This is a genomic window from Balneatrix alpica DSM 16621 (assembly GCF_000619885.1).
Taxonomy (GTDB): domain Bacteria; phylum Pseudomonadota; class Gammaproteobacteria; order Pseudomonadales; family Balneatricaceae; genus Balneatrix; species Balneatrix alpica.
In genome coordinates this window covers 1-16188 of the sequence record NZ_JHUZ01000002.1, presented here as the reverse complement: position 1 = coordinate 16188, position 16188 = coordinate 1, and the positions used below count along the sequence as shown (strand labels likewise).

Sequence of the window (16188 nt, the reverse complement as noted above, 5' to 3'; positions counted from 1 at the left end):
TCGGTATGCATTCCCACGCAGGAGCGTGGGAACGAGCCCCCCCTAACCAAACACCCCCTGCTAGCTGAGCCAACAGGGGGTGTTTAAGGGCGCTATCCACAGCAGGCTGTGGGGGGGCTGGGTTAGAGCACCTGAGACAGGAACTTCTGCAAGCGTGGGTGGCTGGGGTTGTCGAAGAAGTTGGCGGGGGTGTCTTCCACCAGCAGTTCGCCGTCTTCCATAAAGAGCACCCGGTCTGCCACTTCTTTGGCAAAGCCCATTTCGTGGGTGACCACCACCATGGTCATGCCTTCTTTGGCCAGGCTTTTCATCACGTCCAGTACTTCACCGACCATTTCCGGGTCGAGGGCGGAGGTGGGTTCGTCAAACAGCATGATGGCGGGTTTCATGCACAGGGCGCGGGCAATGGCGACCCGTTGTTGTTGCCCACCGGAGAGCTGGCTGGGGTAGTTGTGCATGCGCTCGGCCAGGCCCACTTTTTTCATCAGGGCTTCGGCGTGCTCACGCACTTCGCTGGCTTGGCGTTTGGAGACTTTGAGCGGGGCGAGCATGACGTTTTCCAGCGCGGTTTTATGCGGGAAGAGGTTGAAGCTCTGAAACACCATGCCAACGTGTTCACGCAGTTTGTTGATGTTGGTGCTTTTGGCGTACATGTCGGTGCCATCGATGTGGATGGTGCCGCTGCTGATGGTTTCCAGTTGGTTGAGGGTACGCAGGAAGGTGGATTTACCGGATCCGGAGGGGCCGATAATCACCACGACTTCGCCGCGTTTGATTTGGGTGCCAACCTTTTTCAAAGCATGGCAGCCATTGGGGTAAATCTTGTCGACGGCTTCGGCAACGATGATGTTGTCTGCGTTGTTAAGTTTCATCGCGGGCTCCTTAATCACTGGCGGCCAGTTTCTTTTCCAGACGCTGGATGGCCCAGCTCAGACCACCGGTCAGCACCAGATAGAGCAGGGCGACGGTGAACCAGACTTCGAAGGGGGCAAAGGTGGCGGAGACCACTTCACGCCCGGCTTTGGTCAGATCGGTAATGGAGATCACCGAGACCAGGGAGGAGTCTTTGATCAGGTTGATAAACTGACCGGCCATCGGTGGCAGGGTGCGCTTGAAGGCCTGGGGCAGGATGACGTACACCATCGCCTGCACGTAGCTCATGCCGAGGGAGCGGGCCGCTTCCATCTGACCGGGGGGAATCGACTGAATACCGGCACGGACAATCTCCGCCACATAGGCCGCGGTAAACACCGCCAGGGCCGCCACACCAGCAGTAAAGCGATCCAGTTCCAGTACGGTGCCGATAAAGAAGTAGAAGATGAAAATCTGCACCAGCAGGGGGGTGCCACGAATAATCTCGATATAGGTGATGGAGAGATTACGGATGGCGGGGTTACGGGCAATACGGCCTAAACCAATAAAGAGGCCGAGGATGACGGCAAAGATCAGGGAGACCACGGAGATCTTCAGGGTCATGATCATGCCTTCGGTGATGGGGCCAATGCGCCAGTCACCTTGGGCGGCGATCACATCGCCTTCAAAAATCAGGTCGCCGGAGGATACTCGCAGTTCCGTGAACTTCTGCACCACAAAGGGCTCGGCGCCGGAGTCGGCTTCGATGGTCAGTACCTTGCCGTTTTCGCTGACCCGGGCGGTGCCATCGAAGGGGGCGCGAATGGAGCTGGGTTCGGTATTGATGATGTAAGGCAGGACGCGTTCCCAGCGCCAGGTGTAGTCGATCCCTTTACTGGCAAGGTAGGTGGCGTAGCCGAACATAACGAGTATGACGACAAACAGCCCATGCCATAACCATTGCTTGGGTTGAGTTTGCATGACTGCGAATCCCCTAATGCTGACCGAGTGGCCGTTGCTCTGCACCAGGCAGAGCCTGTTATCGTTATAAAACGGCAGGAGCACTGGGGCTCCTGCCGAGGCGCCGAAGCGCTGACTGCATTACTGCACCTGGTTTAACCAGGCATCGCTTTCAAACCACTTCTCATAGAAGCGATCGTAGGTACCGTCACCCTTAATCTGACGCATGAAGTTGTTGATAAAGTTCATGAAGTCAGGATCACCCTTGCGGATGGCAAAGCCCAGGGGCTCATAGGTGAAGGGCTCGCCCAGGTGGAACACGGAGCCTTTGTTCTGTTGCACATAGATGGCGTTAAAGGGCAGGTCATACACAAAAGCATCGGCGTTGCCGTTTACCACTTCCAGGGCAGCGTCGGACTCGGTTTCAAACAGACGAATCTCGGCTTTGTTCAGGTAACGCTCAGCGGCCAGCTGACCAGTGGTACCCAGCTTGGCGGTCACTTTGAAGTCACCGCTGTTCAGGTCTTTGTAGGTTTTGACTTTGCCTTCCAGATCCTTACGCACTACCAGACTCTGGCCGATAACCAGATAGGGGTCGGCAAAGTTGACCTGCAGGTTACGCTCGGCGGTGATGGTCATGCCGCCCATGATGATGTCGAACTTGTCGGTCAGCAGCGCCGGGATAATACCGTCCCAGGCGGTGTTGACGATGGTCAGTTTAACCCCCATGGCCTTGGCCATGGCTTTGGCGATATCCACATCAAAACCAATGATGTCGCCATTTTTGTTTTTCATTTCGAAGGGCATGTAACCCACATCCAGACCCACACGGAGTTCACCGCGCTGCAGAATCTGGTTCAGAGTGGACTTTTCCCACAGGGCATTGTCATTGGCACTAACGGCACCGGCCAAACCCAGCCAAGAGACAACCGTCAACGCGGCTGCGGCAAGCAGTTTTTTCATTATTCTCTCCATGTGCATCCAGATGAGACTGCCGGCAAAAGAACGCCAAGGCTCCTGAGTCGTTCTGTGCCAAGTCAGTGGCTTTAGTATTGAAAAATCCACTAAGGCAGGGAAAGCCATACTCTTGCGGGGTGACGACCCCCTTTTGCCAGCAACGGACATTTTGGCTATTCGCTGTACAGCGGCAGAATTTTTTTCCGGCCCTGTTCGCCCTCTTGTAATGCGTCAGGGCGGCTACACTTATGCACAAGACTCCGCTGCAAAGAGCGGAATCCCTTCTCCGCAGCCACGAGGATCGTCATGAGCCCTAAAGTGCGCATTCGTCTCTGTGAGCGTCAGCCTCTTTCTTCCCGTACTTGGCTGTTGCGCTATGAGCGCAGTGATCAACAACCCATCACCTATGTGCCAGGGCAGTTTTTCTCCCTGCATTTCCCGGCTGAACAGGGCAACCAGACCCGCAGCTATTCCATCGCCACCCGCAGTGAGGATGTACGCCTGAATCGCTCTCTGGAATTTGCGATTACCGAGGTGGAAGGTGGCGCCGCCAGTCGTTACTTTCCCCAGGCGGAGCTTGGCAGTGAAATTGAAATGAGCGGCCCCTTTGGTGCCTTGATTTTACCGCCGCTGGAACAGCCCAAACGCTTGCTATTAGTCGCCACCGGTACCGGCGTGGCACCCTATCGTTCGATGCTGCCGGAGCTACACCGCCGCCTGCTGCAACAGCCCACCCTGCAGATTGAGTTGTTATTAGGAGTACGCGAGCCCAGCGAGTTGCTGTGGGGGGAGGAGTTTATTGCCTTTGCCAAGCGCCACCCCGGCTTTAACTTTACCGCCTGTTATAGCCGTCAGATGCCCACCGAGCCCCTGCCTTTTGAGCGTGCAGGGCGGGTGATCGCCCAACTCGACTCACTGGCGCCGCAGGCCGACGAGGCTACCCTGGTGTACCTCTGTGGCCATCCGGAGATGATTGATGAGGGCTGGGCGCTGTTACAACAACGCGGCTTTGGGGTGCGTCAGGTCAAGCGCGAGAAGTATCTACTTAGCGGCCACTAATTGACCGCCAAGTACAGCTAAGAGTCGATTAACGCCGATCGGAGGCCAGCTCCACTGAAAAGCCCATGCCACCGGGACGGGTGCGGTTGTTGCGCTCTTCCCGCGGGGTAATGCCGAAGTGATTACGGTAGGTGGTACTGAAATGTGAGGCGGAGGAGAAACCGCAGGCCAAACCCACCTGCACCACCGATTTGTCGGTTTGCTGCAGCATTTGCCGCGCGCGCTCCAGGCGTAACTCCAGGTAGAACTTGGAGGGCACGGTATCCAGATGCTTTTTAAACAAACGCTCCAGATGACGCCGTGACACCCCGACGTGCATGGCCAGATCATCAGGGCTGAGGGGCTCTTCAACGTTAGCTTCCATCAGCGTCACCGCTTCAATCAGCTTCGGTTGCGCGACCCCCAAACGGGACTTGAGGGGCACCCGTTGCGGGTCTTCATGGCTGCGAATCCGCTCACAGACAAACTGTTCAGAGATCGCCGCCGCCAAGTCCAGCCCATGCTGCTGCCCAATCACGTAGAGCATCATGTCCATCGCCGCCGTACCGCCGGAGCAGGTAAAGCGATTACGGTCGATCTCAAACAGATTGGTGGTCAAACGGGTATTGGGAAAAGCCTCCCGCAGGTGGTTCAAGTCCCACCAGTGAATAGTGGCCTTGGCCCCATCCAGCAAGCCAGCCTTGGCCAGCAAATAACTACCGGTACCAATGCCTCCTACCGCTGGCAGGCGCTTGCCATAACCCCGTAGCCAGCTGATCACCGCATCGTGACCGGTTTTGGCAATGGGGCTGGCGCCACAGACCAGCAGCATATCCAGTGGAGGTTGATTCTGCAGGCTGAAATCCACCTGCATGGTAGAACCCACACTGGCGGCCACGCTCAGGCCATCGTGGCTGAGGGTGACGTATTCATACAGGGTCTGGCCACTGATCCAGTTGGCCATGCGTAACGGCTCCACCGCCGAGGAGAATCCCAGCAGGGAGAAGTTGGGTAACAACAGAAAGCCAAAACGCACCGGCCGCTGACGGTGGCTCTGGCGACTGAGTAAGTTTTCCACAGTGACACTCAGACCGGTCGTAGCAACAACCTCCTGCTCGAAGGCCGGTTCATCTGGGAGCAGGGGTTAACGAGCTGCTATGCAGCTAGTTTCAGCCGGATCAGCCATGCGCCCTAGGGCGTCGCCAGCTGTCGCGGCACTGTAATAGTTATGCTTTTGGGTACTTATTAGCCACAGCGCAATCCCGACTGAGCTATAACAGGTCGCCTTTAAGCAACTTCCTTGCCTGGGACAAACTGCTGTGGGATCACGCTGCTTCAAGCCTAGATCACCCTGGCCAGTCCGCCAGGGGATCACATAAAGGTGCGAGATTGTAAGGAGATTAGGGCACGATGCAAGGTGCCCCACTGCTCGTCTTATGAGCGCGTACCGCGCCAGGGCGCGAACAGCGGACGGCGCATAATCACCACCTGCACAAACCAGCCAACGACCGCCAAAATCAGCAAGGCCCGACCGAGGTGGAGCAAGACATAATTATGTAAGCGATAACGCTCAAAGGGAGCGACCATAACCCTGGCTTGCCAGGTCTCGGCCCCACGCCAGTGCAATTGCCACTGGTATTCCTGGGCGGCCTCAGCATTAAAGCTGGCAAGGTAAGTCAAACGACCTGGCTCCTTCCAGCGGGTTTGGTCAAACAGGTCATAGGCATTTTCCCGTACGACTTGCTCACCCTGGCGCAATTGCCATTGCAGGTCGTCCGCCGCTTCCGGATCGCTTAGCAACTGAATCCACAGGCTATGCTCACCGGCATAGCGAGGTGTGGCTTGTCCCTGCCACTGCTGGCCAGGCTCAAGCGTGAGTGCCTCCACCAGCAAGGGACGGCTGTAATAGTCAATCAAGTAGACACTAGCAATCGCCAGTACACCCAAGATCGCGCAGAGACGGGTTCCCCAACGCAGCATGTTCACATCCTCAATTAAGTTGTGTGAAGGTGGCGCGAATGCTGAGCCCCCCTTCTGCACGGTTTACTACCTGAACCTGGGCACCATGGTGACGCAACACCCGCTCGACAATGGCCAGGCCAATACCATAACCCTTGCCACTGGTGCGCGCCTGATCGGCCCGGAAAAAAGGCTTAAATAAATGTTCCAGCGCTTGTGGCTCTACCCCTGGCCCCTGATCCCAGACCTCCAGCTCTGCCCCCTGTTGCAGGGGTTGCAGGCGAATCCCAACCTGGGTCCCCGCCGGGCTGTATTGGAGCGCATTGCGGATCAGGTTGTCCAGCGCCCGCCCTAGCCAACGGCTTTGTCCGGTCAGCCGTAATCCCTCACTTAGATCGCTGCACAGGGTCACTCCCGCCTGCTCCGCCTCCAACTGGGCCAGCTCCAAGCGCTGGCGACAGAGTTGGGCCAGGTCGATGGTTTCCGGTTCATCCTGCGGCTGTCCGGCCCGCACCAGGGTCAGCACCTCATCAATGAGTTCATTGAGGCTGTCGCCTTCCTGCTCGATGCGATCCAGTTCTTTATCCGCCTGCCCTTGAGTACGGTGGCGCGCCAGCTCTAAGGCGATCTGTAAGCGAGCCAGCGGGGTGCGTAGTTCATGGGAGACATCACGCAGCAGTTGTTGCTGATCTTCCAGCAGTTGCTGAATACGCTCCGCCATCTGGTTAAAGTCTTGCGCTAACTGCCCCAGTTCATCCCGTCTTTTACACAGCCCCGGACTGACTCGGGTAGTTAACTGCCCCGCCGCCAGCCCCCGTGCTGCCTGACTCAGGGCACGCAGTGGACGGGTGAGGTAGGCGGTCAGCAGCAAACAGATCAATGCCACCAACGTGATTGATACTAGAACATGTAAGGGAAACAGTGCTTTATGCTGGCGTAGCTGTTGACGCTCGGTGTTGACCACCAGCCAATAGGGCGGATTAAAGCTATCCAACCGCACTACCCGCCAGTCATCACGCAGACGGGCACGTTCGCCATGCTGACGCAGGTTGCGCTCCAGACTACGGGCTACCCCAGGGGGAATAGGTGCAGGGGTCAGCAGGCGAAAGTCCGGCCCCACTAGGAACAGACCTTCGCGCTTACCGATATGGCGCAGAAATTCCGCTCCTTCCTCTGGCCCTTCTTCCTGCCAACGTTCAACCAGGTAGGCCCCTTCGCTCTGCCAGCGGGTACGCATCTGCCGTTCGTCCCAGTTCAGCTCGCTCAGTTGGCGGGCCAGCCAGAAACTGGTCAACCCCACCAGCAGCATGGTGCCCAATACAGCCAGCAGGATTTTCCAATACAGTCGCCTCACTTCAATTCTCCCTCGGGCAGATAGAGGTAACCTTGGCCACGCATGGTTTCAATCTTGGGTAAGCCTTCGCCCTCCCCCAGCTTGCGGCGCAAATTACTGACGTGCATATCGAGGCTACGGTCAAAGGGTTGCAGGCGCTTATGCAATACCTCTTTGCTGAGGAACTCACGACTCAGTAGCTCGCCCGGATGCTGACTCAGCACTTCAAGCAAGCTGAATTCTGTACCTGTTAATGGCAAAGGTTGGCCATCCAACAATGCCTGACGGGCGCGAAGGTTCAACTGCAGGCGGTCATTCGTCAGTTCTTCCGCCACAGGGGATGAAAGCGTGCTGTGCTGACGTTCCAGCTCCACCCGCCGCAACAGGGCACGAATCCGTGCCAGGAGCTCGCGCGGGCTACAGGGTTTGGGCAAGTAATCGTCGGCACCGATTTCCAAGCCAACGATACGGTCCACCTCCTCTCCTCGCGCCGTCAGCATAATCACAGGGGTAGCACGCTGCTGGCGTAGCTCGCGCAGTAGGTCAAAACCATTTTTTTTCGGCAGCATGATATCGAGAATGATCAGGTCAAAGACCTGTTGCTGGGCCAGTGCCAACCCTTGTTCGCCATCGGCGGCACGCTCCAACTCAAACCCTTCTAACTGCAATAGTTCGCTGAGTAGACTGGCCAGTCCTTCATCATCTTCAACTAATAATAAACGTGGCATAGGTACTCCTCGGACGCGCAAACGCCAACCGGCGTTGCAATAATTAGCGTTGATGGGGCTATTGTGGCATAGCCTTGCCCCCCTGCCAGTGCCCGGAAACAACCTTTACCCTGCCTTTACAGTGACCTGACGCTGCTTTACCGAGGGCTCCCTAAACTAGCTTCCATCGACATAACGCAAACGATGGAGAGCAAAACATGAAAGCACTCAGCAAAATTTTACTGGTCGGCACCTTGGCTCTGGGCACCCTGGGAATGGCTCAAGCAGCACCCTTTGGCGGCGGCAAGCATGGCGATAACCCTGAAAAACATCTAAGCAAGATGCAAGAGCATCTGAACCTCAGCGAGGAGCAGGTCGCCCAGATCAAGACCATTATGGAGTCACGCCGGGGCGAGATGGATGCCCTGCGGGAACAACATCAGCAACTGCGGGAGCAGATGCAGGGGGATATCAGCAAAATCCTTAATGATGAGCAAAAAGCCAAGATGCAGTCCATGATGGAAAAACGTAAAGAACGCCACGAAAAGCGTGAAGAAAGACGCAAAGAGCGCCAGTCTTCCAATCTAAACGACAATGGCTAAGCGCCAACATCCTTGCCCAGGACGCACACGGACCTACACCAGGCAGACTCTTCTGCCTGGTGCTCTTTTTATACACGACCGCGCCTTATCACTTATCTCGATTTTGCATATAAATCTGATTAAATATTCTTGGACAGTATAAGCCAGCTTCCCTAGGCTTTAGCCGGTTACAGGTTCCCGTGGGAGTTGGTTAAGATGCTGTCGCCTGTTCTGCAGCAAGTGTTAGTGGTACTGGTACTCGTCTGGGTGCTGTTCGCCTTTGTACGCGAACGCCTGGGGCCGGATGTCGTCGCCGGGACCGCCGTCTGCGTGCTGCTGTTGAGCGGTATTCTCGACTCCAAAGAAGTCCTGAGCGTCTTTAGTAACTCCGCACCTGTCACCATTGCCTGTATGTTTGTCCTTAGTGCGGCCTTGGAGCGTACTGGCTGTGTCGCCTGGCTGGCGGATTGGCTAAGCCGGATCTGTGGCCCCAGTGTGCGCTCTACCCTGTTGGGTTTGATGGTTGTGGCAGTGGCGCTATCTGCCTTTATTAACAATACCCCGGTGGTAGCGATCTTTACCCCTGTTGCCATCGCCCTGGCCCGCAGTCGTGGCATTTCCCCGTCAAAGCTGCTGATCCCGCTATCCTATGCCACCATTATGGGCGGCACCCTGACCATGATCGGCACCTCCACTAACATCCTGGTGGATGGTGTGGCACGCAAGATGGGATTAGCAGCCTTTGGTATCTTTGAAATCACGGCGCTGGGCTTGATTACCGCCGCGGTGGGGATGAGCTTTGTGCTGTTCTTTGCCCCTCGTTTACTGCCCGCACGGGAGACCCTGTCGCAGCAATTACAGCCAGGCAGTGACCGGGTATTTATGTCTGAGGTAATGATCCCCCATGACTCTACCGTTATCGGCCAAAACCTCTCCCAGGCCGGCCTCAACGGCGGTAGCGGGGTGCAGGTATTGAAGGTGTTCCGTGATGAGGAAGAACTGACTCAGCCCCTCAGCAGTACCGTCCTCTTAGCTGGCGACCGTTTGATTCTGCACACCTCCGTGCAGGATATGCTGGAGCTGCGTGCTGATGGCCGCCTAGCCTTTGCCCGCTCCGGCCAAGATAAGTTTGAAACCCTGAAAGCCCACGATGTACCCCTGGTGGAAGTGATTGTCGGCCGTCACTCCCGTTATACCGACCGCCCGATGGCGGACCTGAACCTGACTGCCCGTTATGGCATTCACGTGTTGGCGGTGCATCGTAAAGATCAAAACATTCGCGACAACCTGGAGCAGGTGCAGCTGGAGTTTGGTGACGTACTCCTGGTGGAGGGGACCCCGGCCCAGGTGCGTAAGTTTGCCGAAAACGGCGACCTGATCATCCTCAACACCGTGCAAGAACGCCCCTACAAGCGTGAGAAGGCTCCCATCGCTATTGGTGCCATTATCGGCGTCATTGCCCTGGCGGCCTTTGGCGTCATGCCGATCGAAGGCCTGGCCATGGTGGCGGCCATTGCCGTTATTCTCAGCGGTTGCTTGAGTGTCGATGAGGCCTACAAAGCGGTGGAATGGCGCATTTTGCTGATGATTTTTGGCATGCTGGCCATCAGTCAGGCGATGGATAAAACCGGTTTGGTCAGCGCCATTGTGCAGAATATCACCCCGATCGTTGATATCGCCGGGCCCTGGATGATGCTGTCGTTACTGTACCTGTTGACCTCGGTGCTCACTGAGATGCTAAGCAACAACGCTGTTGCAGTGTTGATTGCCCCCATTGCCATTGGCATGGCGCAACAACTGGGGCTGGACCCTCGCCCCTTTGCTATCGCGGTGATGTTTGCCGCCAGCGCCAGCTTTGCCACTCCGATCGGCTACCAAACCAACACCTTTGTCTACAGTGCCGGCGGCTATCGCTTCAGTGACTTCCTGAGCCTAGGCTTACCGATGAATATCCTGCTGTGGATCGTCGCCAGCATCGCTATTCCACTCCTGTGGCCACTAACCCCGCAATAATGCCCTGCTAAGCCTACGGGTGCCGATGGCACCCGTAGGCTTAGCACGCTTCAGCACACAACCCAGGTATAGCCCATACCACCCACGCATTAGCCTCCCTCTGTGCTAGCCTCTAGAATAGCCGCACTGGTCTGTACTGGAGTCTGTATGAGTAAGCGTTTATATCTCGCCTATACCGGCGGCACCTTGGGCATGCGCCCCAGCGCCCAGGGTTATGTCCCGGCACCGGGTTTTCTTAGCGAGCTGATGGGGCAGCTGGCCCCTCTGTTACCCACTGACTGGCAGCTGACTCTGGCAGAGTACCCACGGCTGATTGACTCCTCCAATGCTACCCCGGCTGACTGGCTCTATCTGGCCCAGGACATTGCGGCCAACTATGAGCAGCATGATGGCTTTGTCATTCTGCATGGCACCGATACGATGGCGTATTCGGCTGCGGCTTTATCGTTCTGGCTACAGGGACTGGATAAACCGGTGATTATCACCGGCTCACAGATTCCTGCCTGCGAGGCTCGCTCGGATGCTAACAATAATGTGCTGGCTGCCTTGCATTGGGCCGCTCAAGATGACCTCTGTGAAGTCGCCATCGCCTTTGCTGATCGCCTGATTCGCGGTAATCGCAGTACCAAGGTCAAGGCCACTGCATTGGATGCCTTTGACTCCCCCAGTTACCCCTGGCTTGGACAAGTAGGTATTCACTTACAGCTACAGCCCCAGTGGCTGTTGCCTAAACCCAGCCAAGCGCCGATTTGGCACCTGCCCAAACAGGTTGAGAGCAATGTCCAGTGCTTACGTTTATTCCCCGGCATCAGTGCGGACTTAGTCGAAGCAGTCCTTGCCTTACCTTATCAAGGGCTGGTGCTGCAGAGCTTTGGCGTAGGCAATGCGCCGGATCAGGATGCCCGTTTACTGGAGGTATTAGAGCAGGCGACGAAGGCAGGCAAAACCATTCTCAATGTTTCCCAATGTCTGCAAGCCGAGGTCGACCCTGCCTACGCAACGGGTTCACGCCTGGCTCAGGCAGGAGTAATTGCCGGGGGTAGCATGACCATCGAAGCCGCCATGACCAAGTTGCATGTTCTCCTTGCCCAGGGTTTGCAAGGGGATGCACTGCGCACTCAACTGGAACGCAATCTGGCCGGGGAGCGTTAAGTCTGTGGATAAAAAAACCGCCCCGAGGGGCGGTGAAAAAAGGTGAGGGCACAAACCTCCACCAATGCAAAGCAATAACGGAACTGCATAACTGCCCTGGGGACTCCCCCAGGGCCCACTGCCTTACTTGTAGCCGTTCAATTGATCCAGATACTCCGGCAAGAACAGCGAGATTTGCGGGATGTAGGTGATCAACATCAGGAAGCCCAGCAGCAGTAACATCCAGGGCAACACAGCGCGGATCACCCAGAGCATGCTCTTACCGGTAATCCCCGAGGTGACAAATAGGTTGAGTCCCACCGGCGGCGTCAGCATACCGATCTCCATGTTGACCACCATGATGATACCCAGGTGGATCGGGTCGATACCCAGCTGCATCGCAATCGGGAACAGAATCGGCGCCATAATCAGCAGGATGGCCGAAGGCTCCATGAAGTTACCGGCGATCAGCAGCAGAATGTTCACCACAATCAGGAAGCCCCAAGCGGGTAAGCCCCAGTTGGTGATCACTTCGGCAATAGAGTGAGGAATACGCTCAGTGGTCAATACATGGGCAAACAACATGGCGTTAGCGATGATAAACAGCAGCATGATGCTGACTTTGGTTGCCTCCAATACCACTTTGCGCACCTCAGGGTGGACAAAGCTCTTAGGCAGACCAATTACCACCTGATACAGGTTACGCACCCCTGCACTGGCCAGGTTTTCACCCTCATTGCGCCAGGCAATGCCTTTCAAGGGGCCGATATCGCGATAGCCAAACACCGAGACCAGGTAAGCGTAAATGGCTGCCACCGCCGCTGCCTCGGTCGGACTGGCGACCCCACCATAGATGGAACCCAGGACGATAAAGATCAGCATCATCCCGCCCAGAGCGATAAAGAAGCTCTTACCCAAAGCGAGGAAGCCAGGGAAAGGCAGAGCCGGCAAGTTTTTGATGCGTGCCGTGATGTAGATGGCAACCATCAGCATCACACCCATCATCAGGCCCGGAATCACCCCGGCCATAAACATTCGCCCGGCGGAGACTTCAGTCGCCGCGGCGTACACCAGCATGACGATAGAAGGTGGAATCAAAATCCCCAGTGTCCCTGCGGTGGTGATCACCCCTGCAGCAAACTTTTCTGGGTAGCCTGAACGAATCATCCCGGCAATCACAATGGTACCAATCGCCGCAACCGTAGCAGGAGAGGAACCTGAGACCGCAGCAAACAGCATACAGGCCAATACCGATGCCATTGCCAAACCACCCCGGACATGGCCAACCGCATCGATTGCGAAGTCAATCAAACGCTTCGCCACTCCACCTGTGGATAAAAAGGCTGACGATAGGATAAAGAAGGGGATCGCCAGCAAGGTGTAATGCTCAGAAGTGGCCTCGTAGAGTTTGAGGGAAATCGAAGCCAGAGAGTCATTAGAAAACAATAAAATCGTAGTCACACTGGATAGACCCAGCGCCACCGCAATCGGCATGCCAAGCAGCATGCAGGCAAATAACAGAATAAAGAGGGCTGCCGTGGTCATGAACGCTTCTCCTGGTCAGCCACTTCCTTGGCCAGATGCATGGACTCTTTGGCTTCATCAGCGAGGCTGAAGCTGTCAGTTTGGCCAGTAATCACCTGCCAACCCACTTGCAGAAAGCGAATCGCCAGCAGCACAAAACCAATCAACAGCACGCTGGCAGCCAACCATTTAGGCAGCGGTAAATCTGCCATCTCCAGGCCAATCAGATGCATCTTTTTCAGGTAGACCCAGGCGCCATAGCTAAAGAGTCCGCAATAGAACAGGCACAATGCCACTGCAACCAGAGTCAGGATACGACGCCCATTCGCTGGCAGCATCTTCACAAAAGCATCCACACCTATGTGTGATCCCACCTTGACACCATAGGAGGCACCAAATAGTACCAACCAGGTAGAGATCAGCAGGGTTAACTCCTGCATCCAGATAAAGCCGGTATTAAAACCAAAGCGTAAAACCACCTCGACGAAGACCAGCAGGGTCATGGCGACCAGCAACAGGCAGAGGATGTCCTCTTCGAGACGGGCTATTAATCGTCCCAACATAAGATTTGCACCGGATTAAGTTACTGAAACAAGGGTGGCGGTTAACCGCCACCCCCTGACTGGCTTACTGGTTTGCTGCCAGCGCAGCCTCAATCAGCTCCTTGCCGATTTCATGTTCAAACTTGGCCCATACCGGCTTCATCGCATCAACCCACTGCTGACGCTCAGCATCGGTCAGCTGCAATACCTGGGAGCGGCCAGAGTCGATAATCGCCTGACGGTCACTTTCAGCTTGCTTGGCAGCGATTTCATTACCATAGGCAACGGCCTCATCCAGAGCAGCAGTCAGTTCGCTACGTACATCGCTATCCAAACCGTTCCAGAACTCCGCGGAGGTCACCACCAGGTAATCGAGCACACCGTGGTTAGACTCGGTGATATGGCTCTGCACCTCATGGAACTTCTTGGAATAGATGTTAGACCAGGGGTTTTCAGAACCGTCGATGGCCTTGGTTTGCATCAGAGTGAACACTTCAGAGAAAGGCTTCTTCAGCGGCGTGCCCCCTACTGCTTCAAACTGTGCAGCCAAAACATTGGATTCCTGGATGCGGAACTTTTTACCTTTAGCATCGGCAGGAGTGCGCAGCGGATCATTAGCAGACAGCTGCTTCATACCATTGTGCAGGTAACCCAGACCAATCAGACCTTTGCTCTCCATCGCGTTGAGCAGGTCACGACCTTCTTTCGACTTCTGGAAACGATCCACAGCGGCCATATCCTTGAACAGGAAAGGCAAATCAAATACCAGATACTGGGGGGTGTATTTTTCAAACTTGGACAGGGAGGGGGCAGCTAGCTGGACATCACCCAGCAGCATAGCTTCCAGAACCTTATCATCGTTGAACAGCTGGGAGTTGGGATAAACAGATACGTTTACCATTCCCGGCAGACGCTCTTCGGCCAACTCCTTAAACTTCAGGGCCATCTGTCCCTTAGGAGTATTCTCTGCCACTACGTGGGAGAATTTAATATCGATGGTGTCGGCAAAAGCGCTTGTGCCCATGGCCAAGGCAACGGCTGCCACGGCTGCTTTAAGTAGACGCATGTTGATCTCCTGTTAGCATTGTCTTTATCGTTCATCGTCTATGCGTACCGTCGATGACGGCTCAATAGCTATAAAGCAAAGCTCAGGCCAAGTTTTTATTTTCTTTAAAATCAACAAGTTACTAGTTAGCCCCGAAAAACAGGCATAAAAAATGGCGGATTACCGCCATTCGATAAAGAGGAAATGGGGGAATTCCGCCATCCTGACGACTATAAGGGACGCAGACGCTGTAAAGCCAAATACATCTGCCGCACATCATGCCCAGCCCAAGGCGCAAGCCATCCGCAGAGGCGATATACCCAATTCATTGAGCGGGCAATCTGTCCTACGCCCCGCCAGACCGCCTCAGGTGCCTGTGTTAAATAGGCGCCCAAACAGGCGTCAATCCAAGGATGGTTCTCCGGAAGATAGCGATACAAACCGTGGACAAAAACGAATAAGTCTCTCTGCATCGCCTCAAGGGGCGACAGCACAGCAGCAAGATCTTCCTCAAAATCAACAAACACCGGGCCCTGTTCAGTCCAGAGCAAATCCCGCAGTGCCGGACGCCCATGCCAACAACCGCGACGATGTATCTGCGCCAGCTCGCTGGCAGTGCGGCATAATGCCTGTTCTTTTAAACTATCACTCAGCTGAGGGTCTGTTAGCACATCCTTCAGGGTGCGCCCGCCCAAATCAGCCATCACAAACCAGCCACACCCTTCTGCGACCACCGGCGGCACCGCCACGCCTTTACCTAATAAAGTACGCAAACGCCTGGCCTCATCTGCAAGCGCCTGATCGCCACCTTCACTCACTGTGGGCATGTAGATAGGATTATCCGACAGCTTAGCTACAATGGCTGCCAGGCGGTGCCAGTGGGTTTTCTCAGCAGGAATCGAACGCTTCGCCCAAAACTCACGACCTTCCCAACTCAGTTTAAAGGTTCGCTTGGCACCAGCCGCAATTCGCGTTTGCACGAGCTCCGCTAGGCCAGCAGAGTCTTGAATCGGAGGTACTTGAGTCAGGTAATCTGCCATCTATCGATCCTCTACCTGTCAGCTGCACATTCATCAATCGCTATGCGATCTGGGATAAGCTTCATACGATATGCACCGACAACTTCGCAGCCATTCGCTAGCTGATTCCGAGGGAAGACTCGGGTGCATCAGCCGCCAAGCACAACGTCAAAACTAAACTCCAAAATCCAAAAAGCAAAAACCCCTGCCAGATGTCTGACAGGGGTTTCGCGTATTAGGCGCTTGGCGATGACCTACTCTCACATGGGGAAACCCCACACTACCATCGGCGCTGAGTCGTTTCACTTCTGAGTTCGGGATGGAATCAGGTGGTTCCAACTCGCTATGGTCGCCAAGCAATTCGGTTCAGGTCTCTCTGTCTTATGTCACGCTGTGACCGCAGGTTTACCTAAATTCTGGATCGTCTTCAGTTCGTTGTCGTCATCACAACATCTCACGTTCATTCGTCAACGTGTCCCAGATCACTGGGTTATATGGCCAAGCCACACGGGCAATTAGTACTGGTT

Annotated in this window: 15 protein-coding genes and 1 rRNA gene; 4 read left to right on the top strand and 12 right to left on the bottom strand. The window is 55.4% G+C overall.

Annotation, left to right across the window (positions count from 1 at the left end; translation table 11 throughout):
- Positions 1-122: 122 nt before the first annotated feature.
- The 3 genes from Q334_RS0100320 to Q334_RS0100310 form a co-directional block, all read right to left on the bottom strand.
- Positions 123-872, bottom strand: a complete 750-nt coding sequence (locus Q334_RS0100320) for an amino acid ABC transporter ATP-binding protein (RefSeq protein WP_035460446.1) — start codon at positions 870-872, stop codon at positions 123-125.
- A 10-nt stretch (positions 873-882) separates the two neighbouring features.
- Positions 883-1833, bottom strand: coding sequence for an amino acid ABC transporter permease (locus Q334_RS0100315; RefSeq protein ID WP_027311462.1), 951 nt, complete (start codon positions 1831-1833; stop codon positions 883-885).
- A 120-nt stretch (positions 1834-1953) separates the two neighbouring features.
- Positions 1954-2775 (bottom strand): transporter substrate-binding domain-containing protein, encoded by an 822-nt coding sequence (locus tag Q334_RS0100310; protein ID WP_027311461.1) that lies wholly within the window; start codon positions 2773-2775, stop codon positions 1954-1956.
- Positions 2776-3075: 300 nt separating this feature from the next.
- On the opposite strand from Q334_RS0100310, the gene Q334_RS0100305 reads away from it, so the two are divergent.
- A complete protein-coding gene (locus tag Q334_RS0100305; protein ID WP_027311460.1) occupies positions 3076-3828 on the top strand; it encodes an FAD-binding oxidoreductase in 753 nt (250 codons plus the stop codon).
- Positions 3829-3856: 28 nt separating this feature from the next.
- Here Q334_RS0100305 and Q334_RS17445 read toward each other — a convergent pair whose 3' ends face one another.
- From Q334_RS17445 to Q334_RS0100285, 4 genes are all read right to left on the bottom strand, one after another.
- A complete protein-coding gene (locus Q334_RS17445) occupies positions 3857-4885 on the bottom strand; it encodes a GlxA family transcriptional regulator (RefSeq protein ID WP_035460444.1) in 1029 nt (342 codons plus the stop codon).
- Positions 4886-5241: 356 nt separating this feature from the next.
- The gene (locus tag Q334_RS0100295) at positions 5242-5787 is read right to left on the bottom strand and encodes a hypothetical protein (RefSeq protein WP_027311459.1); all 546 of its coding nucleotides are present in this window, start codon (positions 5785-5787) and stop codon (positions 5242-5244) included.
- Positions 5788-5797: 10 nt separating this feature from the next.
- Entirely contained in the window at positions 5798-7120 is a 1323-nt protein-coding gene (locus tag Q334_RS17440) for a sensor histidine kinase (protein WP_051527401.1), read from the bottom strand.
- Complete coding sequence (locus Q334_RS0100285; protein WP_027311458.1) at positions 7117-7827, bottom strand: response regulator; 711 nt, start codon at positions 7825-7827, stop codon at positions 7117-7119. The genes Q334_RS17440 and Q334_RS0100285 overlap by 4 nt, the downstream gene beginning before the upstream one ends.
- Before the next feature lie 197 nt (positions 7828-8024).
- Between Q334_RS0100285 and Q334_RS0100280 the strand changes: the two genes are divergently transcribed.
- The 3 genes from Q334_RS0100280 (at position 8025) to Q334_RS0100270 (ending at position 11552) form a co-directional block, all read left to right on the top strand.
- On the top strand, positions 8025-8408 hold the full coding sequence (locus Q334_RS0100280) for a Spy/CpxP family protein refolding chaperone (RefSeq protein WP_027311457.1): 384 nt from the start codon (positions 8025-8027) through the stop codon (positions 8406-8408).
- A 195-nt stretch (positions 8409-8603) separates the two neighbouring features.
- Entirely contained in the window at positions 8604-10400 is a 1797-nt protein-coding gene (locus Q334_RS0100275) for an SLC13 family permease (protein ID WP_027311456.1), read from the top strand.
- 147 nt (positions 10401-10547) lie between these two features.
- Complete coding sequence (locus Q334_RS0100270) at positions 10548-11552, top strand: type I asparaginase (RefSeq protein ID WP_027311455.1); 1005 nt, start codon at positions 10548-10550, stop codon at positions 11550-11552.
- A 123-nt stretch (positions 11553-11675) separates the two neighbouring features.
- Here the strand turns inward: Q334_RS0100270 and Q334_RS0100265 are convergent, their stop codons facing one another.
- The 5 genes from Q334_RS0100265 to rrf form a co-directional block, all read right to left on the bottom strand.
- Positions 11676-13076: a TRAP transporter large permease gene (locus tag Q334_RS0100265; RefSeq protein ID WP_027311454.1), complete on the bottom strand. Its 1401-nt coding sequence runs from the start codon at positions 13074-13076 to the stop codon at positions 11676-11678.
- Positions 13073-13618, bottom strand: a complete 546-nt coding sequence (locus Q334_RS0100260; RefSeq protein ID WP_027311453.1) for a TRAP transporter small permease — start codon at positions 13616-13618, stop codon at positions 13073-13075. The genes Q334_RS0100265 and Q334_RS0100260 overlap by 4 nt, the downstream gene beginning before the upstream one ends.
- Positions 13619-13682: 64 nt before the next feature.
- Complete coding sequence (locus tag Q334_RS0100255; protein WP_027311452.1) at positions 13683-14663, bottom strand: TRAP transporter substrate-binding protein; 981 nt, start codon at positions 14661-14663, stop codon at positions 13683-13685.
- Between the two features lie 209 nt (positions 14664-14872).
- Positions 14873-15682 (bottom strand): BUD32 family EKC/KEOPS complex subunit, encoded by an 810-nt coding sequence (locus tag Q334_RS19740; protein ID WP_051527400.1) that lies wholly within the window; start codon positions 15680-15682, stop codon positions 14873-14875.
- Positions 15683-15902: 220 nt separating this feature from the next.
- Positions 15903-16018, bottom strand: a 5S ribosomal RNA gene (gene rrf / locus Q334_RS0100245).
- Between the last annotated feature and the right edge of the window lie 170 nt (positions 16019-16188).

Bases quoted from the DNA above. Each gene is read 5' to 3' on its own strand.
- Q334_RS0100265 (WP_027311454.1), bottom strand. From the start codon at position 13,076: ATGACCACGGCAGCCCTCTTTATTCTGTTATTTGCCTGCATGCTGCTT.
- Q334_RS0100260 (WP_027311453.1), bottom strand. From the start codon at position 13,618: ATGTTGGGACGATTAATAGCCCGTCTCGAAGAGGACATCCTCTGCCTG.
- Q334_RS0100275 (WP_027311456.1), top strand. From the start codon at position 8,604: ATGCTGTCGCCTGTTCTGCAGCAAGTGTTAGTGGTACTGGTACTCGTC.
- Q334_RS0100320 (WP_035460446.1), bottom strand. From the start codon at position 872: ATGAAACTTAACAACGCAGACAACATCATCGTTGCCGAAGCCGTCGAC.
- Q334_RS0100305 (WP_027311460.1), top strand. From the start codon at position 3,076: ATGAGCCCTAAAGTGCGCATTCGTCTCTGTGAGCGTCAGCCTCTTTCT.
- Q334_RS0100280 (WP_027311457.1), top strand. From the start codon at position 8,025: ATGAAAGCACTCAGCAAAATTTTACTGGTCGGCACCTTGGCTCTGGGC.
- Q334_RS19740 (WP_051527400.1), bottom strand. From the start codon at position 15,682: ATGGCAGATTACCTGACTCAAGTACCTCCGATTCAAGACTCTGCTGGC.
- Q334_RS0100270 (WP_027311455.1), top strand. From the start codon at position 10,548: ATGAGTAAGCGTTTATATCTCGCCTATACCGGCGGCACCTTGGGCATG.
- Q334_RS0100310 (WP_027311461.1), bottom strand. From the start codon at position 2,775: ATGAAAAAACTGCTTGCCGCAGCCGCGTTGACGGTTGTCTCTTGGCTG.
- Q334_RS0100315 (WP_027311462.1), bottom strand. From the start codon at position 1,833: ATGCAAACTCAACCCAAGCAATGGTTATGGCATGGGCTGTTTGTCGTC.
- Q334_RS0100285 (WP_027311458.1), bottom strand. From the start codon at position 7,827: ATGCCACGTTTATTATTAGTTGAAGATGATGAAGGACTGGCCAGTCTA.
- Q334_RS0100295 (WP_027311459.1), bottom strand. From the start codon at position 5,787: ATGCTGCGTTGGGGAACCCGTCTCTGCGCGATCTTGGGTGTACTGGCG.
- Q334_RS0100255 (WP_027311452.1), bottom strand. From the start codon at position 14,663: ATGCGTCTACTTAAAGCAGCCGTGGCAGCCGTTGCCTTGGCCATGGGC.